The organism is Paraburkholderia aspalathi, from assembly GCF_905220735.1.
Classification (GTDB): Bacteria; Pseudomonadota; Gammaproteobacteria; order Burkholderiales; family Burkholderiaceae; genus Paraburkholderia; species Paraburkholderia aspalathi.
In genome coordinates, this window is record NZ_CAJNBA010000002.1 from 645378 (window position 1) to 671524 (window position 26147).

The following is a 26147-nucleotide window of genomic DNA, read 5'->3' on the forward strand; positions in this document are numbered from 1 at the left end:
GGGCCGGGGGAGGGTGTGACTCTCCCCAATCTGGGGGATGGCAGGTCGCGCCGCGCCAGGCGACCATACGTGCACATCCGCGCCTCGCCAGGACCGACTCATTTTTCGCCCCATGATACGCCGCGTCGAATCCCATTGCGCCGGCGCTCCTTGTCCTTCGAAATCGTGCGTCCGTTATTGATGGGTGTCTATCCGTGTTAGCCAATGTTCCAAGAATCAGCGATTACTTGCGGGAAAAAACTGTTTCGATCGCAGCTGATCTGACGCATGTCGTCGAACGCACGCTGGCGATACTGACGCAGATGGACGGATACAGGTTGCTCGCACCGGCGGCGCAGCGGGACCTTCGCGAATCGGTCGCGCTGTCGGCCAAAGTCTGGTTCGAGACGCTGTTGTCGGGTGAACTCCCCTCGGCGCAGGACATGGACGTGTTTCGGGAAATCAGCCAGCGACGTGAACATCAACGCGTGCCGCTGCAGAGCCATCTGCAGGCGTTGCGCCTCGGGTTGCGGGAAATCTGGAGCATCTACATTGCGCTCGGCGAGCTGGACGAGCGTATTGCCAAAGAACTTCTGGCCGACGTCTCGCTGTATCTGCTGGATCACTTCGATTTCGTTGCACAGACTATTGTGCGGACCTATCTGGGTGAGCAATACCGGCAACCGCGGTGGGCGGAACTGGCTGTTGCAATCGAGGAAGGTGCGCGCCGTTCCGAAAGCGTGCGGCATCATCTCGCCGCACTCCTCGAGCAATTATTGGCCGAGCCGGACTTGCTCTCGACGCTCGAAGTCGAGCAGGTCCGGGAGCACCGCGGCACCGAAGGGGCCGGCGCGCAAGTGATGAAGTTCTTCGGCCTCGACGTGGACATCGACGACGGCGCGGAATTATCGAAGGCCTTGCGCGACGCGCAGGAGAGGCTCGCGCAGGCGTCGCGGCTCGCGGCCGTGGCTGAACTCTCCGCTTCCATTGCCCACGAACTCAACCAGCCGCTCCAGGCCATCGTGGCGCATGGGCAGGCCTGCGTGCGATGGCTCGCTGCAACGCCGCCCAGGCTCGACGAAGCCCGCTACTCGGCCGAGCAGGTTGTGCGCGACGCGAATGCCGCGGCAGATGTGGTAAGCCGCATTCGCGCTCTTTTCAGGCATACGGCTCCGCAAAAGGTTGATCTCGATGTCAACAAGCTGATTCTTCAGGTATGCACGCTGATGGCCGACGACATCCAGCACAACGCGGTTTCGCTCGAGACAATTCTCGGCGAGGACGTGTCGAAGATCAGCGCGGATGCGGTTCAGATTCAACAGGTGATCGTCAACCTCGTGCGCAACGCGATCGAAGCGTTAGCGGCAACGGAGGAGCGACCGAGGCTGCTGGTGATCCGCTCACGTCGCGATGCCGGCAATGTGGTGGTCGATGTGGAGGATCACGGTGCGGGGCAGGTGAACTTCGAGAGGATCTTCGAGCCGTTTTTTACCACGAAGAAAACAGGCATGGGCATGGGCCTGGCGATCTGCAAGTCGATCGTGGAAGCACACGCGGGCCGGATTGGGGCCGTGCGCAACGTGTCCCGAGGCGTGACCTTCAGCTTTAGCCTTCCGATAGAGAGATCGAACGCAAGCTCAAGTTGACGATAGACGAGGGTATCCTCAGCAGCCTCTGGCAACGTGCTGTGTCTACACATCTTCCCAGCCTACTGCTTCATATCGGGCCGTGATATTACATATTTATGTAATGCAGAACACGGCTGCCTATTCTTCCGGACGACGATTCCGGCGGCTATAATTTTTTGTCGGCAGGACCACGTAAGAACAACATTCAACGAGATTATCGTGGACCGTCCGTGCCGACGTCACGCTGGGTTTTCACCCGGCAACGGAGAAGGCGCATGAAATCCGCAAGTGAGGTGGTGTATGTGGTCGACGACGATAGGCGGGTGCGTGAAGCACTCACCTCGCTGCTGCGTGCAAACGGAAGAGATGCCCGCGCATTCGATTCCGGCGCGGAGTTTCTGAAAACACCGCGTCAGAATACTGTTTCATGTCTGATTCTGGATTTGCGAATGCCTGGCATGGGTGGGCTGGAAGTTCAGAAGCTCGTCAGGGACTCGCAGATTCCCGTCATTTTCATTACTGGAAAGGGTGATGTGCCTTCCACGGTGCTCGCCATGAAGGGCGGCGCGGTTGATTTCCTCACCAAGCCCCTCGATGAAGATGAGTTGATGCGCGTGGTTGCTGCGGCGCTCGCAAGGGCGCACGTTCTTCGCAAGGAGGCGGACGATGCGGCGCTGCTCCATGCGCTTTATCAAACGCTGACGCCGCGTGAGCAGGAGCTCCTGCCGCTGCTCGCCAGTGGTCTGCTCAACAAGCAGGCGGCGGCAGTACTTGGGATTACCGAATACACGGTGCAGGTTCATCGCGGCCACATCATGAGAAAGATGCGAGCGGATTCGTTTGCCACGCTGGTCAGGCAGGCGGGCAAACTGCAGCTCGAGACGTCGCCCATAACCACTTTCTGCGCCTGACGCCAACGCCAATTCGGTGTTGGACTCGATGACCGGAGAAAAAAAATGTCCACGCCTCCGGTTCGAACCGTGGCCGTGATTGATGATGACCGACGCGTTCTGACGTCTCTGGCGAACCTGCTGGCCTCCGGCGGGTACGGAACACGGGCGTACGAATCCGCTCTGGATTTTTTTGCCGATGGCTACGCGGGTCTGGTATGCGTTATTACCGATCTGGGAATGCGGCCCATTGACGGCATTCAGGTGCTCGATAGAACGGTTCATTCAGGCGCCGCCACGCCGGTCATCATTATCACGGGCAAACCGAGCCAGCATACGGAAGACTACTATCTGCGCAGAGGCGCATTAGGTTTCTTCCGCAAGCCTGTTGATGGAAACGCGTTGCTGGACATGCTGGATAGCATTACCTGATAACGGCGCTCAGGCCTCCCCAACCAGCTCGCGATGCAAGGCCATGAATTCCAGAGCAAGCTTATGCCGTGGATCGAGGTGAACCATCGGCTTGGCGTGCTGATGCGATTCGCGAATCCTCACAGAAGAAGACAGTCGAGACTCCAGCACCGGCAAGCCCTCGCTCACCAGTTCCTCAACCAGCTGAAGGGGCAGGCTCGCGCGCGGCTGAAACTGGTTGATCACAATCCCCTCGACTTCCAGATCGGAATTATGGTCCTGCTGAATTTCCTTAACGTTGTCGAGCAGCGTATAGAGCGCGCGACGAGAAAAATCGTCACAGTCGAACGGGATCAGGCAGCGTTCGACCGCAATCAATGCGGAGCGGGTATAGAAATTCAGGGCCGGCGGCGTGTCGATATAAATCGCGTCGTACGCATCATCCAGTTCGTTCAGCGCGTCGCGTAGCTTGTAGATTTTGTAGCGCGATTCGAGCTTGCCGTGCAATGCGTCAAGCTCCGGATGAGAGGGCATCACGTCGAGATTCTCGAACGGCGTGGGATGGATGAAGGTCGAGACCGGTGTGGGCTTGAAGCTGAAACTCAGGGCCGTTTCGAAGAAGTCCGCCACGCTCGGTTTGAGGCCGCTCGCCTGCTCGCCGAGAAGGTATTGGCTGGAATTGCCCTGAGGATCGAGATCGATGACCAGGGTGCGCATGCCCTCGCTGGCGCTGATCGCCGCCAGGTTGCATACGATGGTCGATTTACCCACGCCACCCTTCTGATTGAAGACGACACGCCGCATCTGGTTTGCCCCTTTTTGCGAGAACTAGCGAAAACTTGCGAAAGGCACAGCTTACCCTGGCGGAACCCCCGTTAGCCCCTGCCTCAACGGCCTTACCGCGCCGCGGCCCTTGCTGCGCGGCTACTTCCTGACAGTTCCCCTGTTCGGGGGATGGCTCCCCCTTGGCAAACACCCGATGATGACTTCACTCGGGATGCCACCGTGCGCGACAAGCACCGACTGACTTGTGTCAGCCCGACCCATTTCTCGACTTGAGGAGACGTAGATGCAGGACGCCGTGCAGGGATCGATGCCATCCCCTTATGCCTACCCGCTGCTGATCAAGCAACTGCTGCATACGCCGTTCGTTCAGGCGCCGGATCAGGAGATCGTGTACCGCGGCCAGCTGCGGATGACCTATACCACGCTGAGAGAACGCATTGCGCGACTGGCCAATGGCCTTCACGAGCTCGGCGTACGGCACGGCAGCACCGTGGCCGTCATGGACTGGGACAGCCACCGCTATCTGGAATCGTATTTTGCGGTGCCGATGATGGGCGCCGTGCTTCAGACGGTCAACGTGAGGTTGTCGGAGGCGGAGATCGCCTACACGATCAACCACGCCGGCGCAGAGGTGCTGTTCGTCCACACGGATTTCCTGCCCGTGGTCGAAGCAATCAAGGATCAGCTCGAAACAGTCCGCACCTTCGTGTGGATCGACGAGCCGGGCAGTGAAGCGAGCGCGCACACCATTGCATTCGCCACCGAATACGAGGCGATGCTTGAAGCGAGCGCGACGAGCTACGACTTCCCCGACTTCGACGAGAACACCCGGGCCACCACCTTCTACACGACGGGAACCACTGGCCTGCCCAAAGGCGTGTACTTCTCGCATCGCCAACTGGTTCTGCACACCATCACCTTGATGGGGGCGCTGTCGAGCCCGGTATCGGGACAACGCTTTCATCGCGGCGACGTCTATATGCCGCTCACGCCGATGTTCCATGTGCACGCATGGGGCATGCCCTACATCGCGACGGTGATGGGCGTGAAGCAGGTCTATCCGGGCCGTTATGTGCCCGATCGTCTCGTGCAACTGATTCGCGAAGAAGGCGTCACGTTTTCGCACTGCGTCAGCACGATCCTGCACATGCTGCTCTCGTGCGATGACGCGAAGCACGCGGACTTCAGCAAATGGAAGGTCATCATCGGCGGCGGCGCGTTGCCGCACGGTCTCGCGCGCGCCGCGCTCGACCGTGGCATCGACGTCTTTACCGGCTATGGCATGTCCGAGACCGGTCCCGTGTTGAGCCTCGCGCAACTTCCGCCTAACACCGGGCCGCTCGATCTTGAAGAAGAGGTACGCCTGCGTTGCAAGACCGGTTTCCCCGTTCCGCTCGTCGACTTGCGCATCGTCAACGAGGACATGGAAGACATCGTGCACGACGGCCGGGCCTACGGCGAGATCGTCGTGCGTGCGCCGTGGCTGACGCAGGGCTATCTGAACAATCCGGATGCATCCGTGCAGCTCTGGACAGGCGGATACCTGCATACGCAGGACATCGCGAACATCGACGCGACCGGCAACATCCAGATCACGGACCGTATCAAGGACGTCATCAAATCGGGCGGCGAGTGGATCTCTTCGCTCGAAATCGAAAGCCTGATTTCGCTGCACCCGGATGTCTCGGAAGTCGCGGTGATCGGGATCAAGGACGAGAAATGGGGCGAACGGCCAGTTGCGCTTGTGGTTCTGAAGGCGGGCGCTGCAGTTACCGAAGACGACGTCAAAGCACACGTCATGGGATTCACCAAAACCGGACGGATCTCGAAGTACGCGGTGCCGCAGATCGTCAAGTTCGTCGACGCGCTGCAGAAGACGAGCGTCGGCAAGATGAACAAGAAGTGGTTGCGCGAACAGTTCGCCTGACCCGTCGCAAGGAGCAAACACGATGAGCATCAAAGGATATAGCGTCGCCACGATTGACGACTTCGTTGGCCGCGAATTGGGCGTGTCGGATTGGGTTGTCGTCGATCAGGCACGTATCGACGCCTTCGCGGCCTGCACGGGCGACAGGCAGTGGATTCACGTGGATCCTGAGCGCGCGAAACGCGAAAGCCCGTTCGGCGGCACGATCGCACACGGCTATCTGACGCTGTCGCTACTGGCGTCGCTCGCGATCGAGATCGGACTCATTCCTGAGGACGCATCGGCTGGACTGAACTACGGGCTGGACAAGGTGCGCTTCATGACACCGGTGAAAGCGGGCGGGCGAGTGCGAAACCGCGTGACGCTGATTTCGGTGGAAAAGAAGGGCGGCGGCCGGATCATCGTGAAGACGATGAACGAATTGCAGATCGAGGGCGAGGAGAAGCCGGCGCTCATTGCCGAGACATTGGCGATGCTGGTCTCGCAAGCGTAAGCAGCGCTGTCGACGAAACGGATAGAGATGTTTGAGGAGCAGCAACATGGCGGCAAATGACGACAGCAAGGCACGCAGCGAGCAGACGAACGACCTTGCGGCGTCTGCCGCGGAAGGCATGCTCGGACCGAATCCGTTCGTGGGATTGCGGCCGCAAGACATTATGGCAACCGCGCAGCAGATCGGCACCCAGGCGCTGCGGCAACCCAGCTTGCTCATGGAGCAGGAGGCGGCGCTCGTCCGCGACCTGATCGCCGTGCTTGGTGGCAGCGCGGACAGTACGCCGCCTCAGGGCGACAAGCGCTTCACCGACCCGGCGTGGCAGACCAATTCGCTTTACCGCATGACGCTGCAAGCTTACGTGGCGTGGCGCAGTGCATTGACAGGGTTTGTCGACCGCTCCGCGCTTGACGCGAAGAGCAAGGAACGCGCGCAGTTCGTGCTGTCGCTCTTCACCGACGCGCTCTCGCCGACGAACACGCTGCTCGGCAATCCGGCTGCGCTGAAGAAAATCATCGATTCGGGCGGCGCCAGCCTGCTTGGCGGCATGCGCAATCTCGTGACGGACATGGTGCAGAACCAGGGGATGCCCGCGCAAGTCGACCGGTCGGCGTTCAAGGTGGGCGGAAATCTCGCCACGTCGCCGGGCTCGGTGGTCTTTCGCAATGAGGTGCTCGAGCTGATCCAGTACGCGCCGGCCACCGACCATGTGTATGCCCGCCCGCAGCTGATCGTGCCGCCTCAGATCAACAAGTTCTACGTGTTCGACCTCTCCGAAGGCAAGAGCATCGTCGACTATCTGGTGAAGAGCGAGTTCCAGGTGTTCATGGTGAGCTGGCGCAATCCCACCGCCGCACAGAGTCACTGGGACCTCGACACCTATGTGACGGCGCTGCTCGAAGCGATCACAGCCGTGCGCGACATTACCGGCAGTGACGACGTCAACCTGCACGGCGCCTGCTCGGGTGCGATGACGATTTCGGCGCTCCTCGGCCACCTCGCAAGCCGGGGCGACACGAGCGTCAATGCCGCCACGCTGATGGTCGCGGTGCTGGACAACACGGCTGACTCGCAGCTCGGTCTCTTTGCAACGCCGGAAGCCATTGCGGCCGCGAAGCAGAACAGCACGTCGAAGGGTGTGCTCGCCGGCGAAGAAATGGGCCGCGTGTTCGCATGGATGCGGCCCAACGATCTCGTCTGGAACTACTGGGTCAATAACTATCTGCTCGGCAAAGCGCCGCCCGCTTTCGACATCCTGTATTGGAACAACGACGCGACCCGGCTGCCCGCGGCGATGCATGGGCAACTGCTCGATATCTTCACGGGCAATCTGTTCAGCAAGCCGCGCGCGCTGACGGTGCTGGGTACGCCGATCGATCTCTCGGAAGTGAGGTGCGACAAATACGTCGTCGCGGGCATGACCGATCACATCACGCCGTGGAAGGGCGTGTACAACACGGCGCGAACGTTCGGCGGCAAGACGCGCTTCGTGCTGAGTTCGAGCGGTCATATCCAGAGCCTGATCAACCCGCCAGGCAATCCGAAAGCGAAGTTCTTTCTCAACAGCGATTTGGCCGCCACTGCCGACGCATGGCTTGCCAATGCCCAGGCTGAAAAGGACTCGTGGTGGGCGGACTGGCGCACGTGGCTCGCGGATCACTCCGGCGAACGGCGTGCCGCTCCGGCGACAGTAGGCAACAAGCAGCACCCCGCGGGCGTGAAGGCGCCGGGAACGTATGTCATGGAAGCCTGAGGTACATGCCCTGGTGCACGCATTGACCGCACCGTAGTCAACATTTTCTTAACGTAGTTTCAATGGAGTATTGATGATGGATTCAACCAATTTCAACAACATTTTCGCCGAGTATAAAAAGGTCGCTGGCCAGTTCAAGCTGCCTGGCATCGACGTGGGCGCACTGCTCGAGGCGCGTCGCAAGGACGTCGAGGCGATCGTCGAAGCCAACACGACCGCGCTGGCAGGCGTGCAGTCGCTCGCCCAGAAGCAGTCGGAGATTCTCCGCACGACGCTGACCGAAGTGCAGTCGCTCGTCAGCCGCGTTGCCCAGTCGGGCGGCCAGCCGGCGGCCAACACGGGTGAAGTGGTGCAGCAGGCGTTGAACAAGGCGCTGGTGGACATGCAGGAACTCGCGGACACTGCGTACCGTGCGCAGGCCGACAGCGTCGCCGTGGTCACCAAGCGCGTCGCCGAGCACGTCGAGGAACTGAAAACGCTCCTTCAGCCGAAGAAGTAATGCCGAAGAAGTCATACGACACTGCCCATGCGGCATGCCGACGCGTCGAATGAAGCGTCCTTTCAGAAGATGATCCGGAAACAAAAAATGCACACGAACCCCGAGTCTCTTTGCAGCATGGAAATCCAGATGATCGATCTGGACGGTCAGACACTGCGTGTCGCAACCTGGCGCGGCAGCGATGCGTCGCCGCCGCTCCTTATCTTCAACGGCATCGGCGCCAATCTCGAACTGGTAGAGCCGTTTGTCACGGCGCTCGAAGACGTGAGCGTCATCATCTTCGACGTTCCCGGCGTCGGCGGTTCGCCCGCGCCGGTCGTGCCGTATCGCTTTTCGACGTTGTCCGTCTTGGCGGACAAGCTGCTGACGCGGCTCGGCTACGAGGGTGCCGTCGACGTGCTCGGCGTTTCGTGGGGCGGCGCGCTGGCGCAGCAGTTCGCGCATCTGTACCCGGAGCGCTGCCGCAGGCTCATTCTCGCGGCAACCTCACCCGGCGTCATCATGGTGCCGGGCAAACTATCGGTCTTGTCGAAGCTGATCGGGCCGCGCCGCTATACCGATCCCACCTACCTGCAACAGGTGGGCGCGGATATATACGGGGGCGCTTACCGGCGCGATCCGTCCTTGCTGAAGGCGCATAGCCGGCACATTCAGCCGCCGCGCGGCCGCGGCTACCTCTATCAGCTACTGGCGGCTACGGGCTGGAGCAGTCTGCTATGGCTCGGTGCATTGCGCCAGACGACCCTGGTCATGCACGGCAACGACGACCCGATCGTGCCGCTCACCAACGCTAAGATTCTCGCGGCCCGTATCCCCGATGCGACGCTCTATGTGATCGACGACGGTCACCTGTTTCTCATCTCGCGCGCGACTGAAGTCGCGCCGGTGGTGCGCAGGTTTCTCCGGCAGGAGGCGAGTTGAGTTTCTCTGCGCACGGTAGCGATGGCGAGCGGGCGGCCATTGCTCATGCACACGAAGACCGCAAGACAAGCGGCTTGACGCGCATGCGGCGAACGGCGACCTGCCTGCTCGTCTGCATGATTGCGTTGCTGTTCGCGTGTGTTGCCTGGCAGGCGGAGCATGCATGGCTTGCGTGGCCGCGAGCGTTTGCGGAGGCCGGCACGGTCGGCGCGATCGCGGATTGGTACGCGGTCGTCGCGCTGTTCCGTCGTCCTTTAGGGCTGCGGATTCCGCATACGGCGATCATTCCGCAAAACCAGCAGCGCATTGCTGAAAGCCTCGGCAAGTTCGTCGAGGAAAATTTTCTGACGCCGGAACTCATCGTCGACAGGCTTAGCTGCCACGATGCCGCGCAGGCGCTCGCCCGTTGGCTGGAGCAGCCGGCGAACAGCCGCGGGGTGGCCGATATCGTTGCGGATGCCGTGGCAGGATTGCTCGATGGCATTGACGAAGCGGATGCGCAGTGGTTTTTCGACCGTCTGGTGATACCGCAGTTGCGTACGTTCGATGTATCCCGAGTAGCCGGCGACGTCATCAAAGTACTGACTGAAAGCGAGCGGCATCAGCCGTGGCTGGTTCGCGGACTTGAAGTGCTGGAGAAATGGCTCACGGCGAACGTCGGCATGATCAAGGCCAAATTCAGCGAGGCCTCGAGATACACGCCCGCGCAGCTTGACACGTATATCGTCAGTAAATTTATCGAGGGCATCGTTGCGCTCCTCCGTGAAGTGGCGGCGAATCCGGATCACGAACTGCGCCACCAATTCGATGAGGCCCTGGAGGGCCTGAGCGTGCAGTTGCAAACATCGGCCGTGCATCGACGTTTCGGCAAGTCGCTGATGCGTGACTGCATCCGTTATTTCAGGCATGCAGACCACCATCGCGTGCTGCTGGAGCGTTTGCGCATGCGTGTGATCGCCGATCTCAGTCACGAGCAATCGGCTGTGCGCGACGCCATGACGAGCATGCTGGCTTCGCTCGGCAAGCGGATCAGCCGTGAACCCGCGGTTCAACACAAACTGAACGCGTGGTGGCTCGCGCTTGCGCGCGAACTCGTCGTGCGCTATGGGCGCCAGCTCTCCGTGCTGATCACCGAGGTCGTCAAAGGCTGGAATGCGGATGAAGTGAGCCGGAAGATCGAGGCGGAAATCGGCCGTGATCTACAGTACGTGCGGATCAACGGCACATTCGTGGGCGGCATGGTCGGTGTGCTGATTCATGCCGCCACACTTGTCGTCATGCGTTAAGACGTAAGTGCGCTAGCCGGTCGCGACCAGACCCAGTGCCTGCGCGCGCGCAACGGCGTGTGCGCGCTTGTCGACATCCAGTTTCACGAAGACGTTCTTGACATGAGTCTTGACGGTTTCAGGCGCAATCCCCAAGGTGCGCGCGATCTCCTTGTTCGACTGCCCTTGAGCAATCAGCTCGACGATGCTGCGCTCCCGCGCGCTCAACGGCTCGCGCTCCATGTCGCGCCTCGGCGTGACGGGCTCGTACAGCGCTCGCCAGCCGTCCAGCAGGCGATCGATGTAAGCGACGATGTCTTTCGTCTGCGGGGTGGAGCGCGTGTCGTCGCGAACCGCCTGTAGGAGCGGCCCGATTTCGGGCCCCTGGTCGAGAATCGAGCGGTAGATACCGCTATTGGCGCTCAGGACTTCGCGAAAGATTTCGACGGCGCGGGTCTGGTTGTTCGCGCGCAACCAGATCAGCGCGATCACGGTGCGCAAACGCAGCGCGAGATAGTCGCCGTGCCGGCTTTCGACGCCCTGCAAAGCGGATGTCAACGCCTCAAGGGCTTCTTCGGTCTGGTTCCTGGCCATCGCCACCCAGGCCGCCGCGATCGCGCGGTAGGTTTCAATCTCCGGCGAAACGGCATGCTCAGCGGGGCAATGGGCGTCTGCCAACTGGTCCAGTTGCACGACACAGGCCGACGCTTCCGTCACTCTGCCTTCAGCCAGATAGAGCCGTCCGCGCTCGACGAGAACGCCGGCAATCAGCCGGTCCCAGCGGCGTGCGTAACCGAGAGTTTGCGCCTGATCTAGCAGCGCATAGGCCCGCTCGGCGTCGGAACGCGCGATAGCGATCCGGACCAGCACGCGGTAAGCGATCAAGGTGCTATCGAGCAGGACCGCCAGGTCGATCACCGGCATGAGATCGACCAGTAACGCCTCCGCCTCATCGAGCCGTCCCTGCTCGTACCAGATCTGCGCAATCATGGGCGCGCACAACGCGGCCGAGATGGATTTCGGACCGGCATGGCGCTCGGCGAGCTGGATCGACTCGGTGAAATAGCGCTCGGCGAGCGTGAAGTGCATCTGCTGCATCTCCGCATGGCCGAGCAGGCATAGCCGGTAGACCGAGGCGAACACGTTGCGCTGGTCTTCCTCGAGCGAATAGGGGATCCACGGTGTTGCGTACAGCGCTTGCAGATTGCCTGCTTTCCAGTGCGCGAAGCGCACGACGTTGGAGACGACGTTGGTGGTCCAACTATCTGTCGACGACCGTTCAAGGCACGCCTGCGCGATCGCCAGCGCGCGCGGCGCGTCGTCCTGCAGCGCGGCCACCACCGAGCGGATCGCCTGGCACTCCCAGCGGATGTTGTCGGCGGCGTCGCTCGAACTGGTACCCGTGTCACGCTCGATCTCATCGAGTATCGCGAGCGCTTCGTCAAAACGCATCGCCAGCGCCATCCCCCATGCAATCGCGAGCGTGATCGTGACCTGCCCGCGCATCAGATGCGCCGGGAACTGCCGTTGCCAGCCGAGCAGCGTGAGCAGGTCGCCCTTCGTGACGAGCGCCATTGCGCAGTGAGCCATCAGGGAGACAGCGTCTTCCGTATCGCCCGCGGCGATCGCGTGCTTGACGGCGTCTGTCCAGCGCGACTCTTTGGCGTACCACTGGCACGCACGACGATGCAGGCTTACCACCTGATCGGGATTCTGGGTTTCGAGCCGCTTATGCAGGTACTCGCCCATGAGATGGTGATAGCGGAACCAGCGTCCGTCGATATCGAGCGGTTCGAGCAGCAACTGGCGTGCGGAGATCGCATCGAGCATGCCTTGTGCCGCCGCCATGCCGGTTACCGCTTCGCATAACGGTGCGGTCAGACGGTCGAGTATCGACGTGCGCTGCATGAACTCGACCATCTCGGCCGGCAAACGCTTGAGCATGTCTTCAAGGTACGCAGCGAACGGCCGGGACGCGCCGGACGGCGCGCTCACGTCCCAATCCGGTTTGCCTTCGTCACGCGATAGCACTGAGGCCGAAATGCGCAGCGCCGCCGCCCAGCCTTCCGTGCTCGCGAACAACGACTTGACGCGGGCAGCGCGCAGCTCGCCTGGGCATTCATGTTCGACAAAGCTGCGCGTTTCGTCGAAGTTGAAACGCAGTGTCGACGCGTCGATTTCCAGAAGCTCATTGCCCGCTCTCAGGTTGGCGAGCGGCAGCGGTGGATCGGTGCGCGTGCAGACCACGACATGCACGTTCGAGGGTGCATTCACGATGAAGTACGACATGGCGTCGTGAATGGCGGGCAGGCTGATCAGGTGATAGTCGTCGACGAACAGATAGACCTCGTCGTCGACGTCGACGAGTTCGTTGATCAGCGTCGATACCACTGAATGCGCCGGTACGAGTGACGCCTCGGTAGTCAGGCTGACCGCGGACATGCCGACGCTTGTACAGGCGTTGCGCAATGCCTGCGCCAGATGATGGAAGAAGCGCGCGGGTTCGTCGTCTTCCGTGTCGAGCGAGAGCCACGCGACATAGGCGCCGCTTGCATTCAGCCCGTTGAGCCAGGTAAGCGCCAGCGATGTCTTGCCAAAACCGGCGGGTGCCTTGATGACCGTGAGCCTTTTGTATTCCGCTTTCCCGGCAAGAGAGACGAGGCGTGGCCGATCTATCAATCCGGCGGGCAGGCGCGGCGGAAACACCTTGGTTGCGAGAAAGAGAGGCGGCCTGATCGGGGACGGCGCTTCTATCACGTGCATTAGTTGCTCCGGGCGTTCGGGTTGACCCTGGCTGCCATTCCCCCTCCATGCAATCGCGTTCCCCTGTACGGGGGATGTTGCATAGCGTCGCGCCGGGACACCATGGATTCCATAGAAATCATACGCCCAACCACCTCGCAGGAGGAGACATGTCAACCGCAACGAATCACATTGCAGCGCACAAACTCGGTCCGCTCGGCGCGCAGCCCGAACTCTCCGAGATGAACCAGATGGTCCAGCAGAGCGTGCATCGCTACGCAGAAGAGGTCATGCGTCCGATCGGCGTCAAGCTCGATCGCATGACACCCGAGGAGGTGATCGCCAAGGGCTCGCCCTATTGGGAGGCGCGCGAGAAGTTCGTCGGGCTCGGTTTCGGGGTTGATGGGCTGCTCGAACTCGAACCCGCCGAACGGGCGACGACGATGAGCATCCTGTTCGAAGAACTCGGCTGGGGCGATTCGGGACTCGCGATCACCTACGGTGCAGGCTTGCTGCCCGCACTGATGAGCGCCGTGTCCGGCAACCCGTTTTGCCGTGCGCTCGCACCGGACGAGAAGCTCGGCTGCTGGGCCATCACGGAACCCGATCACGGCTCCGACATGCTCGACGCCAACGGCATGATCTTTCATCCGCAGGGCTCGTACGGCCGCCCTAACTGCGTGGCGACGCTGCGCGGCGACGAGGTGATCATCAACGGGCAGAAGTCGGCGTGGGTGTCGAACGGTATCGCCGCCGACGTGTGCATTCTCTATTGCGCGGCGGACAGCGGCAACGGCGCCGACACGAAACGCGGCGCGGTGGTGATCGTGCCGCTCGACGCCAAAGGCGTCTCGCGCGGCAAGCCACTTGACAAGATCGGCCAGCGCGCGCTCAACCAGGGCGAACTGTTCTTTGAGAACGTTACGTTGTCGAAGGAGCATCTCCTCGCCGGTCCCGACCAGTACGTCGACGCGGTCTATGCGATTCACACGTTCGCCAACGCGATCATGGCCAACGTGTTTGCCGGCACTGCGCGCGCCGCGTTCGAGCTCGCACTCGCTTACGCGCATGAACGCAAGCAGGGTGGCCTGCCGATCATCCGCCATCAGTCGGTCGCGTCGCGGCTCTTTCATATGTTTCGCAAGGTCGAGGCCGCCCGTGCGCTCGCGCAGCGTGTTGTGCACTACAACTTCACCGCTGCGCAGCCTTCGCTGCACGCGGCGATGACGGCGAAGGTCACCGCGACCCAGACCGCGTTCGAAGTGGCCAACGACGCGCTGCAGATCTTCTGCGGCAATGGGCTCACCCGCGAGTATCCGATCGAAAAGATCTGGCGCGACGCACGCGCTTCGATGATCGAAGACGGCTGCAACGAAGTGCTGGCGATCAAGGGTGGCTACTACCTGATCGACCCCGAGCTGCTTTGAACGGCACGACGCGTCCACGCAATCCTATGACAACCTGAAGGAGACGACGAAATGGCAACGACATACGAAGTGGTCCTCTATGGAGCGAGTGGCTACACCGGGAAGCTCACGGCATGGAAGCTCGCTGAACGCGGCATTCCGTTCATTGCCGCCGGGCGCAGCAAGGAGCGGCTCGAAGAAGAACTCGCGAAGGTGCCCGAACTCGCGGGACACGACTATCAGTGCGTGGCGGTTCGGCACGAGACAGGCGCGCTCACCGAATTCTTCAAGGGCAAGAAGGTGGTGATCAATATCGTCGGGCCGTTCATGCAGCTCGGGCGCCCGGTGGTCGAGGCGAGTCTCGCGGCCGGTTGCAACTACTTCGACACCACCGGCGAAACCGACTGGATGTCGCTGTTGAAGCGCACGTATGGCGAGTCCTTCGCGGCCCGCGGTCTGGCGCTGTGCCCCGGCAATTCGTACATGTGGGCCGAAGGCAATCTCGCGGCGGAGATCGCCCTGGAAACTCCCGGAATCGACACGCTCGACGTGCTCTATCTCGGCGACTCGGAAGTGAGCGTCGCCTCGACGATGTCGTTTCTGCGGATGTGCACGCAGCCGCAGTACTACCTGCGCAACAAGCAACTGGTGCAGTGGCCGTGGGCCACGCCGTATCAGGTTCACGTGCCGGGTGAACACATGCTGCTGAATGCGTTGCCATGGAGCGGTGGCGGCGAGCCGGTCTGGTACCAGGATGACCCGCGCGTGCGCAACTGCCAGACGCTCGTGTCGTTCAGAAATCAGGAACGCTTTCTCGCGGTGGTCGGCCTGCTGAAGAAATTCGAGGAACAGTGCCGCCACCTCGATCCCGCCAAACAGGAAGAGGTCACCAACGAGTGGGGCAAGGCCGTGACGCAGGTCGAGCCTCCGCGCGAAAACCCGGACGTGAATCGCTGCACGTTGTCGTGCCAGGGGCGCGGCAATACGAATTCCGTCAGCGTGATTCTGCGCGGCAACTCGCCTTATGCGCAAACCGGCGTGCTCGGAGCCGAGGCAGCGCGACGCGTGCTGCGCGGGCAATTGCACGCAGTGGGTTTCGTTTCGCCGGCGCAGGCGTTCGGCGCGCGCAACCTGGTCGCGGCGCAGGCCGAGGAAGGTTACCTCGCCTATGAGGTCAAGAGCGTTTGACGACGAATCGGAATGCTCGCGCCGGCGGCTTGCGGCGCGTTCCCCCTCGCGGTGGAGATCGATATGGGTAACGAAGTGTATATCGCGGGCGTCGGCATGACGCCCTTCGGCAAGCATCTGGAAACCAGCGTGAAGCAGCTCACGCGCGCGGCAGTGGAAGACGCGCTCGCGGATGCAGGCTGTGACAAGGCGCAGTTGCAGGGCGCGTTTTTCGGCAACTCCACGCAGGGGCACATGGAAGGCCAGCACATGATTCGCGGCCAGCTTGCGCTGCGGGCGATGGGCATCGACAAGGTCGCGGTGATCAACGTCGAGAACGCCTGTGCGAGCGCGAGCACCGCGTTTCACCTCGCGGTCAACTACGTGAAAGCCGGTGCCGCCGACATCGTGCTCGCAGTGGGCGCCGAGAAGATGTTTTCCACGGACAAGGCGCGCACCTTCAGCGCCTTCGACGGTGCGTGGGATGTGCATGACACGGAGAACGGCAAGCGCCGGTTGCTCGAGATGGGCGAGGGCATCGAGCCGCCAGAGGGCAGCGTCTCGACGAAACCGTACAGCGTGTTCATGAATATCTACGCGTCGATGGGCCGGATGCACATGCGCGAATACGGCACTACCCAGCGGCAGTTTGCCGCCGTGTCGGCCAAGAACCACGGACATTCGGTTCACAACCCGCTCGCGCAGTACCGGCAGGCTTACTCGATCGACGAGATTCTCGGCGCACCGCCGATCACCTATCCGCTCACCCTGCCGATGTGTTCGCCCGTCAGCGATGGCGCGGCCGCGGCGATCGTGTGCAGCGAGGCCGGCCTCGCGCTGTTAGGTGGGCGGCGCTCGCGCGCCATTCGTGTGCTGGCGACCGTGCTCCAAACGGGCAGCGACCGGCCGGCCACGTCGCTCGACCGGCATCTGGTCCGGCAGGGCTCATTGCGCGCGTATGAGCAGGCGGGCGTCGCGCCGCAGGATGTCTCGGTCGCCGAGGTCCACGACGCGACGGCGATCGGCGAAATCATCCAGTCCGAAGTGCTCGGATTGTGCGAGCCGGGCATGGGCGGGGTGGCCGCCGAACGAGGCGAAACGACGATAGGCGGACGGATTCCGATCAATCCGTCGGGCGGCCTCGAATCGAAGGGGCATCCGATCGGCGCGACAGGACTCGGCCAGATTTACGAACTGGTGACCCAGTTACGCGGTGAGACGGGCGCTCGCCAGGTGGAGGGCGCGCGCATCGCGATCGCGGAGAACGGCGGCGGACTGTGCGGCGTGGAAGAGGCCGTTGCCAGCATCACGATTCTCGGACGCTGAGGCTGCATCGTGAGGCCGCATTGTGAAACCGCGACAGATTCCGCGCACGCGCAAGACCGAACCGCATCTGCAAGGAGAGAGGGCGCCATGAGCACCACACCCGAAACCACGTTGGCCGCGTTGCTCGCCAACCGTGTCGAGACCATGCCGGATCTCGACGTGTTGACCGTCGAAGGCGCCGGCGTGCGGCCCGACGAGGTGCGCACTTACCGGCACCTATGGGAGAACGGCCAGCGGCTCGCACAGGTGTTGATCGAGCAGGGCCTGCAACCCGGTGAGCATTTCGCGCTGCTGATGGCCAATCACGCGGAATTTATCGACGCAATGGTCGCGGCCTCGATTTCGGGCACGGTGTTCGTGCCGATCGATCCGCGCGCACGCGGCGAGAAGCTCGCCTTCATGCTCGACAGCCCGGGCTGCCGCGGCGTTATCGCCGCTGACTACGCGCTCGACAACCTGCTTGCCGTGCGCGCTTCCCTCCCCAAACTGTCCTGGGTGATCGGGCTCGAAACGGACGAGGGCGCGAAGCCGCTCGCCGATTTCCCCGGCGTGTTGTCGTACCACGCGTTGCTGCCGGAGCGGGTGCCCGAATTGCCGATCGTGGCCCGCGATCCCGACAGCGCGATGCAGTTGATTTTCACGTCCGGCACCACCGGCGATCCGAAGGGCATCGTCATGACGCATCGTCGCTACTGCGGCACCTCGGCGGCAGTGTCGGCGCTGTTTGGCTATGTGCCCGGCGACCGGCCGTATTCGGGCCTGTCGCTTACGCACGCCAACGCGCAGATCGTGACGCTGGGCGCTTCGCTCACCGCCGGCATGCGCGCCGTGCTGTCGCGCCGCTTTACGAAGTCGCGTCTGTGGGACATCACCCGTAACTACCGCTGTACGACGTTCACGCTGCTCGGTGGCATGACCACGGCGGTCTATAGCGAGCCGAACAAGCCCGATGACGCGGACAACCCCGTGCGCTTCGTGATATCCGCGGGGATGCCGGCGGCGATCTGGAAGGACTTCGAAAAACGCTTCGGTATCCAGATCGTCGAATTCTACGGCGCGGCGGAAGGCGGGATTACGGTCAGGCCGCTCGGCGTCGGCCCGGTGGGCAGTATCGGCAAGCCGGCGCCGATTCTCAGGCATCGCATTGTCGACGACGACGGCAACGACTGCGCGCCCGGTGTGCCCGGCGAACTGCTGTTCCGTCCGGCCGACGGCTCGCCGTTCAAGGTCGAATACTTCGGCAATCCGGAAGCGTCGGCGAAGAAGTGCAGGGACGGCTGGCTGTACATGGGGGACGTCGTACGCGAAGACGAGAACGGTTGGCTCTTCTTCGAATACCGCAAAGGCGGCGGCATTCGCCACAACGGCGAGTTCATCAATCCGGCGCCGATCGAGAAAGTGATCGCTGAATCCGGTCTGGTCGAAGACGTCTACGTGTACGGCGTGAAGGCCGCGTCGGGCGCGCCCGGCGAAAAGGATGTGGTCGCGGCGGTGGTGCCCAAGGACGCAGCCCGTTTCGACCCGCAGCAGATATTCCGCGCATGCCGCGCGAAGCTGGAAGCGAGTTCGGTCGTCTCCTGGTTGCAGGTGGTGCCGGAGATCCCGAAGACAGCGTCGGAAAAACCGCTTGAACGCTATCTGGTCGACATGTTCGACGGCCAGCGTAACAGCGTGTTCGCCGAGACGCCGTGACGGTGCGCGGCAAACCCTAAGCAATTTTCAAATGGAGTAGGCAATGAAAGTACTTGTTCCTGTCAAGCGCGTCGTCGACGCGAATGTGAGGGTCCGCGTCAAGGCCGACGGCAGCGCCGTCGACATCGCCAACGTGAAGCTCTCGATGAACCCCTTCGACGAAATCAGTGTTGAAGAGGCCGTGCGCCTCAAGGAAGCCGGCGTGGTGAGCGAAGTGATCGCGGTTTCGTGTGGCGTGCAGGCGTGCCAGGAAACGCTGCGCACCGCGCTGGCGACGGGCGCCGATCGCGCCATCCTCGTCGACACCGACGTGGAGTTACAGCCGCTTGCGGTCGCGAAGCTGCTGAAGGCGCTAGTGGATAAGGAGCAACCGCAACTGGTGCTGCTCGGCAAGCAGGCGATCGACGATGACTCGAACCAGGTCGGCCAGATGCTCGCGGCGCTGCTCGGCTGGCCGCAGGCGACGTTCGCTTCGAAGGTCGCGATCGAAGCGGGCAAGGCCACGGTCACGCGCGAGATCGACGGCGGCCTCGAAACGATCGAAGTCGATCTGCCGGCAGTCATTACCGCCGATCTCCGCTTGAACACGCCGCGCTACGCCACGCTGCCCAACATCATGAAGGCGAAGAAGAAGCCGCTCGATGTGGTGACGCCGGACGCGCTCGGTGTCGACGTCAAGCCGCGACTCACTACGCTCGGGCTCGCCGAGCCCGCCAAACGCGAGGCAGGCATTCGCGTCGCCGATGCAGCCGAACTGGTCGACAAGCTGCACAACGTCGCCCACGTCATCTAACACAAGGGGAGAAAAATGCCCGTACTCGTTATTGCTGAGCACGACAATCAGACGCTCAAGACAGCGACCCTGAACGCCGTTACCGCCGCCGCCCGACTCGGCGACGATATTCATGTTCTCGTGGCCGGCTCGCAAAGCGCGGCAGTCGCCGAACAGGCGGCCCGCATTGCCGGCGTCACGCGAGTTCGTTTCGCCGACGCCGCGCACTACGGCCATGCGCTGGCCGAGAATCTGGCGGCGCTCGTCGTGAAGATCGCGGCTGACTATAGCCACGTGATCGCACCCGCTACCACGACCGCGAAGAACGTGATGCCGCGTGTCGCTGCGTTGCTCGACGTGGCGCAGATCTCCGAGATCAGCGCCGTCGAATCCGCCGATACGTTCGTACGCCCCATCTACGCGGGCAACGTGCTGGCAAAGGTGCGAAGCGCCGACCCGATCAAGGTGATTACCGTTCGCACAACGGCCTTCGCGGCCGCGCCCGCCGAAGGGGGTGCCGCCGCGATCGACGCGTTGGAGCCGGCTGCCGAGGTTCCAGGCTCGCGCTTCGTGAGCCACCAGCTCACCCGCTCGGAACGCCCGGAATTGACGTCCGCGCAGCGCGTGATCTCCGGCGGCCGCGGCATGGGGTCCGGCGAAAACTTCGCGCTGATCGATGACATTGCTAACAAGCTTAACGCGGCGGTCGGCGCATCGCGCGCCGCGGTCGATGCCGGCTTCGCGCCCAACGATTATCAGGTGGGTCAGACCGGCAAGGTCATCGCCCCGCAGCTGTATATCGCGGTCGGGATTTCCGGCGCGATCCAGCATCTGGCCGGGATGAAGGACTCGAAGGTGATCGTCGCGATCAATAAGGACGAGGAGGCGCCGATTTTTCAGGTCGCCGATTACTGGATCGTGGGCGACCTCTTCAAGGTGTTGCCGGAGTTGTCCCGCGAACTGGACAAATTACAACGGGCTTAATGCGGGAGCACATGATGAGCACTTATATTGCGCCGCTGCGCGACATGCGTTTCGTGATGACGGAACTGGCGGAACTCGGCGAGTTGTCTTCGCTGCCGGGCTACGAGGAGGCGACCCCGGAACTCGCCGAGGCGGTACTCGAGGAGGCCGCAAGACTTGCGACTGAAGTGCTTGCGCCGCTCAACAAACCGGGCGACGAACAGGGCGCGCGGCTGACGCCTGACGGCGTGGTGGCCGCCGACGGTTTCTCTGCTGCCTACGGGCAGTTCGTTGCCGGCGGTTGGAGCGGCCTGAGCGGCGACCCCGAGTTCGGTGGCCAGGGCCTGCCCGAACTCCTGCAGGCGGCAACCGTGGAGATGTGGAACTCGTCGAACATGGCGTTTGCGCTGTGTCCTCTGTTGACCGCCGGCGCCACCGAAGCGTTGCGGCAACATGGTTCGGACGAGTTGAAAGCACGCTATCTGCCGAAGATGGTTAGCGGCGAGTGGACCGGCACGATGAACCTGACCGAGCCGCAAGCCGGTTCGGACCTCGCCGCCGTGCGCACCAAGGCCGTACCTGACGGCGATCACTACCGCCTCTCCGGCCAGAAGATTTTCATCACGTGGGGTGATCACGACATGACGGATAACGTGATTCACCTCGTGCTGGCGCGCACGCCCGACGCGCCCGAAGGCGTGCGCGGCATCTCGCTGTTCCTCGTGCCGAAATTCCTGCTCAACGCCGATGGATCGCCGGGTGCGCGCAACGACGTGCACTGCGTGTCTCTCGAACACAAACTCGGCATTCACGCGAGTCCGACCTGTGTGATGAGCTTCGGCGATCAGGGCGGGGCGATTGGCTATCTGGTGGGGCAGGAGAGCAAAGGCCTCGCGCATATGTTCACGATGATGAACGAGGCGCGCCAGAAGGTGGGTATCCAAGGACTCGCGATCGCGGAACGCGCTTATCAGCAGGCCCGCGAATATGCGAAGGAACGCGTTCAGGGACGTCTCGCATCGAGCAAATCGGGTGGCGCGGTGGCCATCATTCATCACCCGGATGTGCGGCGCATGTTGATGACGATGAAGTCCCAGATCGAAGCGATGCGTGCCTTCGCATACGTGATGGCGGCGGACATGGACCGCGCGCACCGTGACCCGGATGCCGCTGAGCGAGCACGTCGCCAGGTGCGTGTCGATCTTCTGATCCCCGTGTTGAAGGCATGGTGCACGGAGCTGGGCGTCGAGATCGCATCGACGGGCGTGCAGGTGCATGGCGGGATGGGTTACATCGAAGAGACGGGCGCATGCCAGTTCCTGCGTGACGCACGGATCGCGCCGATCTATGAAGGCACCACAGGCATTCAGGCGGCGGACCTTGCCGGTCGCAAGCTCGCGTCAGATCAGGGCGCAGGGATGGCTGAGCTTGTTGCGGAGATACGTGAGGCCGCGCTGGAACTCACGCGCAGCACGGATACGGAAGTGGCCTCTGTGGGCACGGCGCTCGCGGCCGGTGTGCAGGCGCTTGAAGACGCCACCGCCTGGATGCTGCAAGCCCTGGCGACTCAGCCCGATGCCGCGCTTGCCAGTTCCGTCGATTACCTGATGCTCGCCGGCTACGTGTGCGGCGGCTGGCAGATGGGGCGCGCAGCGCTCGTTGCGTCGGCGAAAAGCGCAGCGAATGAGGACCCTGACTTTCATCGCACCAAGCTCACCACCGCGCGCTTCTACGCCGACAAGATCCTGCCCAAAGCGAATGCGCTTCTGGAGACGATCCGCAGTGGGGCGTCGGGCGGGTCGAACCTCCCAATCGAGCAGTTCTGAGCGGCGCTGCAAGAGGTGCTGCGAGAGCCGGTGTCGATGAAAAACTATTGATACGCAATACGAAATAAAGTGGAGGGGATATGTTTAAAAAACTTGCATGCCTTGCGTTAATACCAGGCGCGATATGTACCAGCAACGCGATGGCGCAGAGCGCCGGCAGTCTCATCACCAGCGCGGGTGGCGTTTGGCTCGACTTTGCCCCGTCGTCCGCCACCTCGCTGCAGAGCAGTTCGGCTTTGGGCACCTTTACGTCAACGGGCACGGGTGGTCAGATACATAACACGTTCACCCTGGAGCTCTCGAACACGTATTTCGTCACGGACAACATTGCCGTTGACCTGGCAGCGGGCATACCACCCAAGCTCCAGCTCTTTGCGCAGGGCAACGCCGCACCATTCGGCGCCGGCGGGCCCAAGCTCAATCTGGGGAATCTGCAGCCGCTTGCTACCACGCGGTCGTGGTCGCCCATTCTGTTCCTGAAGTATTTCTTCTTCGACGCGCAGGCGAAGCTGCGTCCGTTCGTCGGCGTCGGCGTGAACTACACCTGGTTCTCGCATACCAATCTCAACTCGACATTCGGCGGCGCGTTGCAGCAGATTGCGGGGCCGGGGGGGCAGGTGACGGCATCGCTCAGTCCGTCGTGGAATCCCGCGTTCGTCGCGGGTGCGTCTTACAACATCAGCAAGAACTGGTACGCGACCGCGTCGGTGACCTATCTGTCTCTCAAGACAAATGCTACGGTCAATGCCGTGGCTGCCAACGGTCAGACGGTGTTGTCGAACAAGACGCGCATTACGGCGGATCCGGTGATCGTGTTTCTTGGACTGGGATACCGGTTTTAGCGGGCTTAGCGGGCAGATGTTCTGGTTGCGGCCGCCCTGCGCGGTCTTCGGGACGAGCGCGGACAGGTGCGCTTTTGCCAGAACCGGTTTGGTTCCGGTCGAGCCCGCGTCGGAGATGAATTGAAGTCACGGAAGAGGGCGCTGCGGCGCCCTTTTTTCGTGTGCCGGGCATGCTCAAAAGCCTGGGCATTTCGCTGCGTCGGGCAGTGCTTCCAGCGTCCTGAGCGATTCCACGTTGTCATCGATACTGTATGAATGTACAGTATCGTGCGTGGACGGCACAGTGAGTGCAAGTTCATTGGGCGTGAACGGGCGCGGGATGCGGGGGTGTGCTGAATCTCGCCTCGCCCCATCGAGTCGTGAAAAATTTTCCGATGCGTGAGCTAGCCCGCATCGATGCGAGGAGTTTCATCGAAATGTCTGCGTCACCCATTCAGGCGCGCCATGCCTGAGCAACTCTGGCTGCCCGGACTCGAGGCGCCGCCTGTGCCGACCGACGGCCTGTTCTTCGCCGTCTTTCCGGATATGCGCACGGCAACTGGAATCGCGAAGCTGGCACAACAGCTTTGCTCAGAGACACGCTCGAAGAGCAAACCGCTCGCGGCCAACCGCTTGCACGTCACGTTGCTACATCTCGGGAATTTCGCGGGCGGCTTGCCACCGGCACGAGTGGATGCAGCTATGAACGCGGCCGCATCGATCAGCATGGAGCCCTTTAGTGTCGAGTTCGACAGTGCGGTCAGTTTTGCAATTAAGCCGCGGCCGGGGCCGCTGGTGTTGGGTGGGGGCGAGGGCGTTATTGGACTCCACGCGCTTCACGATGCACTTGGACTGGCATTGCAGAACGCTGGATTTGGGGATCGTGCGGTCTCGCCGAATACGCCGTACACCCCGCACGTGACCCTTGCTTACGGCATGCCCCCGATCGCGACACGTCCTGTCGAAGCCGTCAGTTGGAACGTGCGTGAGTTTGCGCTGGTGCACAGCCTGCTCGGCCGTACCCGGCATGTCGTTCTGGCGCGTTGGGCATTGGCAGCCGGGTGAATGTACGGGTTCGCGTCGGCCTTCGGGATGCGTGACGATGCAGGAGCGGCTCGTTCACGATGAATCGCGGAGACGTTGCGCCGGACTAGAACCGCACGCCGGTTGCGCAGCCGCCGGCAAAGCCGCCGCCGCTTCCACCTGCGCCTCCGCAGAACACGCCGCAGCCTGATAGCGTGACCGCCATGGCAATAGCGATCATTGTCGTGCGTAGATATCGTGTGAAGGCATGCTTTCGAAGCCGCGCTGTCAATGCGCTCAGGCGCGGATCGCAGCGTGCGGCGCAAGTGGGAAGTGCTGGATCGAAGTGATGGTCGGTGATTCCGGATTGCATAACGTAAGTAGACTCCATGAACGCGGCAATGGCAGGGCCGAGTGGCCGTTTTTGCGGTGCAGGCCGAAAGATATTCGTAAGTTTTTCGGTGCGAAGCAGCGGCGCCGGCAACCCTCCACCCTAATTCACACCATGCGCCCCTCAAATACGCAGAATCTGAAAACCAGGGGGATTCGTCGGTCAGACAGTCAAAACCGTCGCGCGCTCCCTGATAGAATGCTTGGGCCGCAACGTAGTGGACTGCAGATGAAATTGCTTGATGCGTTAGTCGAACAGCGTATTGCCGCCGCAGCCGCGCGCGGTGAGTTCGATGATTTGCCGGGCGCGGGCGCGCCGCTGCCTTTCGAGGACGATGCACTGGTCCCGGAGGAAGTGCGCGTCGCCAACCGAATTTTGAAGAATGCGGGCTTCGTGCCGCCGGCTGTCGAGCAGCTGCGCGCCTTGCGCGACCTGCAGGCGGAGCTCAATGCTGTGAGTGACCAGACCACCCGCTGCCGTCTCCAGGCGCGCATGCTGGCGCTCGATATGGCGCTTGAATCGCTGCGCGGCGGCCCGCTGGTCCTGCCGCGCGAGTATTGCCGCCGCATTGCCGAGCGGCTCTCGGAGCACGTCGGCAACCTCACTATGGCCGATGCGGGTTCGCAGTGAGCGAGCCGCTTGCCCGCTGCGCCTCGCGAGATCCGGGGTCTGTCGAGTCCCGCGAATCGGCTGAGGCGGCAACACTGCCGGCTGGCCACGCCGGGGCCGTTGATTCCGATGCGCCAGCGCCCGCGGCGGCCGCCACGATGCTGATCGATACCCCCACATCTTGCGAATCACCCGCACCGTCTGTGTCGGAGCGTGATCGTCGCTTCATGGCGCTCGCCCAGGCCGCTGCCGAAGAGGCTCGCGCGGCGGGCGAAGTGCCGGTCGGCGCGGTGCTCGTGCGGGGCGACGAAGTCATCGCCAAAGGATTCAATCATCCGATCGGTGCGCACGACCCGTCGGCGCATGCGGAAATGATCGCCTTGCGCGCAGCCGCGCAAGCTGTCGAAAACTATCGTCTGCCGGGCTGCGAGCTCTATGTGACGTTGGAGCCTTGCCTGATGTGCGCCGGTGCGATCATGCACGCGCGGATCGCACGCGTTGTGTTCGGGGCGCGCGATCCGAAAACCGGCGCGTGCGGCAGTGTCGTCGACGCATTTGCGAATCCGCAGTTGAACCACCACACCACGGTGACTGGCGGCGTGCTCGAAACCGAATGCGGTGCAGCGCTGAAATCGTTCTTCGCCGAGCGGCGGCGCGCAAGCCGGGAAGCACGCGCGGCGGCACGGGGCGAAGCGCACGTCGTTGCAAGCGGCGAAGCACGCCCGGACGCGCACACCGAAACGCACACCACAGCATGCAGCGAAGCACACGCTGAAGCCCATCCAGACGCAGGCATCGACGCACGCGCCGAAGCAGGCAACGAACCGGGGCCGCCTGAGCCGCTTTAAAACAACAAC

Annotated in this window: 22 protein-coding genes; 20 read left to right on the plus strand and 2 right to left on the minus strand. The window is 62.4% G+C overall.

Translation table 11 applies throughout. The features are described from left to right. Positions 1-227: 227 nt before the first annotated feature. From KHO30_RS13655 to KHO30_RS13665, 3 genes are all read left to right on the plus strand, one after another. Entirely contained in the window at positions 228-1625 is a 1398-nt protein-coding gene (locus tag KHO30_RS13655) for a sensor histidine kinase (RefSeq protein WP_244864029.1), read from the plus strand. Between the two features lie 257 nt (positions 1626-1882). Next, positions 1883-2518 carry a response regulator transcription factor gene (locus KHO30_RS13660; protein WP_200654261.1) on the plus strand — a complete coding sequence of 212 codons (636 nt, stop codon included), beginning with the start codon at positions 1883-1885 and terminating at the stop codon, positions 2516-2518. A gap of 45 nt (positions 2519-2563) precedes the next feature. Further along, positions 2564-2929 (plus strand): response regulator, encoded by a 366-nt coding sequence (locus KHO30_RS13665; RefSeq protein ID WP_093639870.1) that lies wholly within the window; start codon positions 2564-2566, stop codon positions 2927-2929. Positions 2930-2938: 9 nt separating this feature from the next. Here the strand turns inward: KHO30_RS13665 and KHO30_RS13670 are convergent, their stop codons facing one another. Then, positions 2939-3712, minus strand: a complete 774-nt coding sequence (locus tag KHO30_RS13670; RefSeq protein WP_093639868.1) for a ParA family protein — start codon at positions 3710-3712, stop codon at positions 2939-2941. Positions 3713-3977: 265 nt separating this feature from the next. Here KHO30_RS13670 and KHO30_RS13675 point away from each other — a divergent pair, with 265 nt between their 5' ends. The 6 genes from KHO30_RS13675 to KHO30_RS13700 all read left to right on the plus strand — a co-directional run bounded on the left by KHO30_RS13675 (position 3978) and on the right by KHO30_RS13700 (position 10573). Then, entirely contained in the window at positions 3978-5621 is a 1644-nt protein-coding gene (locus tag KHO30_RS13675; RefSeq protein WP_093639865.1) for a fatty acid--CoA ligase, read from the plus strand. Between the two features lie 22 nt (positions 5622-5643). Then, on the plus strand, positions 5644-6114 hold the full coding sequence (locus KHO30_RS13680) for a MaoC family dehydratase (RefSeq protein WP_054035292.1): 471 nt from the start codon (positions 5644-5646) through the stop codon (positions 6112-6114). A 46-nt stretch (positions 6115-6160) separates the two neighbouring features. Continuing rightward, positions 6161-7867 carry an alpha/beta fold hydrolase gene (locus KHO30_RS13685; protein ID WP_211701287.1) on the plus strand — a complete coding sequence of 569 codons (1707 nt, stop codon included), beginning with the start codon at positions 6161-6163 and terminating at the stop codon, positions 7865-7867. 76 nt (positions 7868-7943) lie between these two features. Then, positions 7944-8366 (plus strand): phasin family protein, encoded by a 423-nt coding sequence (locus tag KHO30_RS13690; RefSeq protein WP_211701817.1) that lies wholly within the window; start codon positions 7944-7946, stop codon positions 8364-8366. 87 nt (positions 8367-8453) lie between these two features. After that, complete coding sequence (gene phaZ, locus KHO30_RS13695) at positions 8454-9287, plus strand: poly(3-hydroxyalkanoate) depolymerase (RefSeq protein WP_201126879.1); 834 nt, start codon at positions 8454-8456, stop codon at positions 9285-9287. Then, on the plus strand, positions 9284-10573 hold the full coding sequence (locus KHO30_RS13700; RefSeq protein ID WP_211701288.1) for a DUF445 domain-containing protein: 1290 nt from the start codon (positions 9284-9286) through the stop codon (positions 10571-10573). Before phaZ ends, KHO30_RS13700 begins: the two co-directional genes overlap by 4 nt. 12 nt (positions 10574-10585) lie before the next feature. On the opposite strand, the gene KHO30_RS13705 is transcribed toward KHO30_RS13700, so the two are convergent. Beyond that, positions 10586-13315, minus strand: coding sequence for a winged helix-turn-helix domain-containing protein (locus KHO30_RS13705; protein ID WP_211701289.1), 2730 nt, complete (start codon positions 13313-13315; stop codon positions 10586-10588). 149 nt (positions 13316-13464) lie between these two features. On the opposite strand from KHO30_RS13705, the gene KHO30_RS13710 reads away from it, so the two are divergent. From KHO30_RS13710 to tadA, 11 genes are all read left to right on the plus strand, one after another. Continuing rightward, on the plus strand, positions 13465-14721 hold the full coding sequence (locus KHO30_RS13710; RefSeq protein WP_200654255.1) for an acyl-CoA dehydrogenase family protein: 1257 nt from the start codon (positions 13465-13467) through the stop codon (positions 14719-14721). Between the two features lie 51 nt (positions 14722-14772). Beyond that, positions 14773-15888, plus strand: coding sequence for a saccharopine dehydrogenase family protein (locus KHO30_RS13715; RefSeq protein WP_211701290.1), 1116 nt, complete (start codon positions 14773-14775; stop codon positions 15886-15888). 63 nt (positions 15889-15951) lie between these two features. After that, entirely contained in the window at positions 15952-17193 is a 1242-nt protein-coding gene (locus tag KHO30_RS13720; protein ID WP_211701291.1) for a thiolase family protein, read from the plus strand. Between the two features lie 87 nt (positions 17194-17280). Beyond that, positions 17281-18885 (plus strand): AMP-binding protein, encoded by a 1605-nt coding sequence (locus KHO30_RS13725; protein ID WP_211701292.1) that lies wholly within the window; start codon positions 17281-17283, stop codon positions 18883-18885. Positions 18886-18928: 43 nt separating this feature from the next. Further along, positions 18929-19678, plus strand: coding sequence for an electron transfer flavoprotein subunit beta/FixA family protein (locus KHO30_RS13730; protein ID WP_211701293.1), 750 nt, complete (start codon positions 18929-18931; stop codon positions 19676-19678). 15 nt (positions 19679-19693) lie between these two features. Further along, positions 19694-20641: an electron transfer flavoprotein subunit alpha/FixB family protein gene (locus KHO30_RS13735; RefSeq protein ID WP_211701294.1), complete on the plus strand. Its 948-nt coding sequence runs from the start codon at positions 19694-19696 to the stop codon at positions 20639-20641. A gap of 14 nt (positions 20642-20655) precedes the next feature. After that, the gene (locus tag KHO30_RS13740) at positions 20656-22446 is read left to right on the plus strand and encodes an acyl-CoA dehydrogenase C-terminal domain-containing protein (protein WP_211701295.1); all 1791 of its coding nucleotides are present in this window, start codon (positions 20656-20658) and stop codon (positions 22444-22446) included. An 80-nt stretch (positions 22447-22526) separates the two neighbouring features. Next, positions 22527-23288, plus strand: a complete 762-nt coding sequence (locus KHO30_RS13745; protein WP_093639839.1) for an OmpW/AlkL family protein — start codon at positions 22527-22529, stop codon at positions 23286-23288. A gap of 444 nt (positions 23289-23732) precedes the next feature. Beyond that, positions 23733-24332: a 2'-5' RNA ligase family protein gene (locus tag KHO30_RS13750; RefSeq protein WP_093639837.1), complete on the plus strand. Its 600-nt coding sequence runs from the start codon at positions 23733-23735 to the stop codon at positions 24330-24332. A gap of 577 nt (positions 24333-24909) precedes the next feature. Further along, positions 24910-25311 carry a DnaJ family domain-containing protein gene (locus tag KHO30_RS13755; RefSeq protein ID WP_211701818.1) on the plus strand — a complete coding sequence of 134 codons (402 nt, stop codon included), beginning with the start codon at positions 24910-24912 and terminating at the stop codon, positions 25309-25311. A gap of 137 nt (positions 25312-25448) precedes the next feature. After that, positions 25449-26138: a tRNA adenosine(34) deaminase TadA gene (gene tadA / locus KHO30_RS13760; protein WP_244864030.1), complete on the plus strand. Its 690-nt coding sequence runs from the start codon at positions 25449-25451 to the stop codon at positions 26136-26138. The last annotated feature ends 9 nt before the right edge of the window (positions 26139-26147 follow it).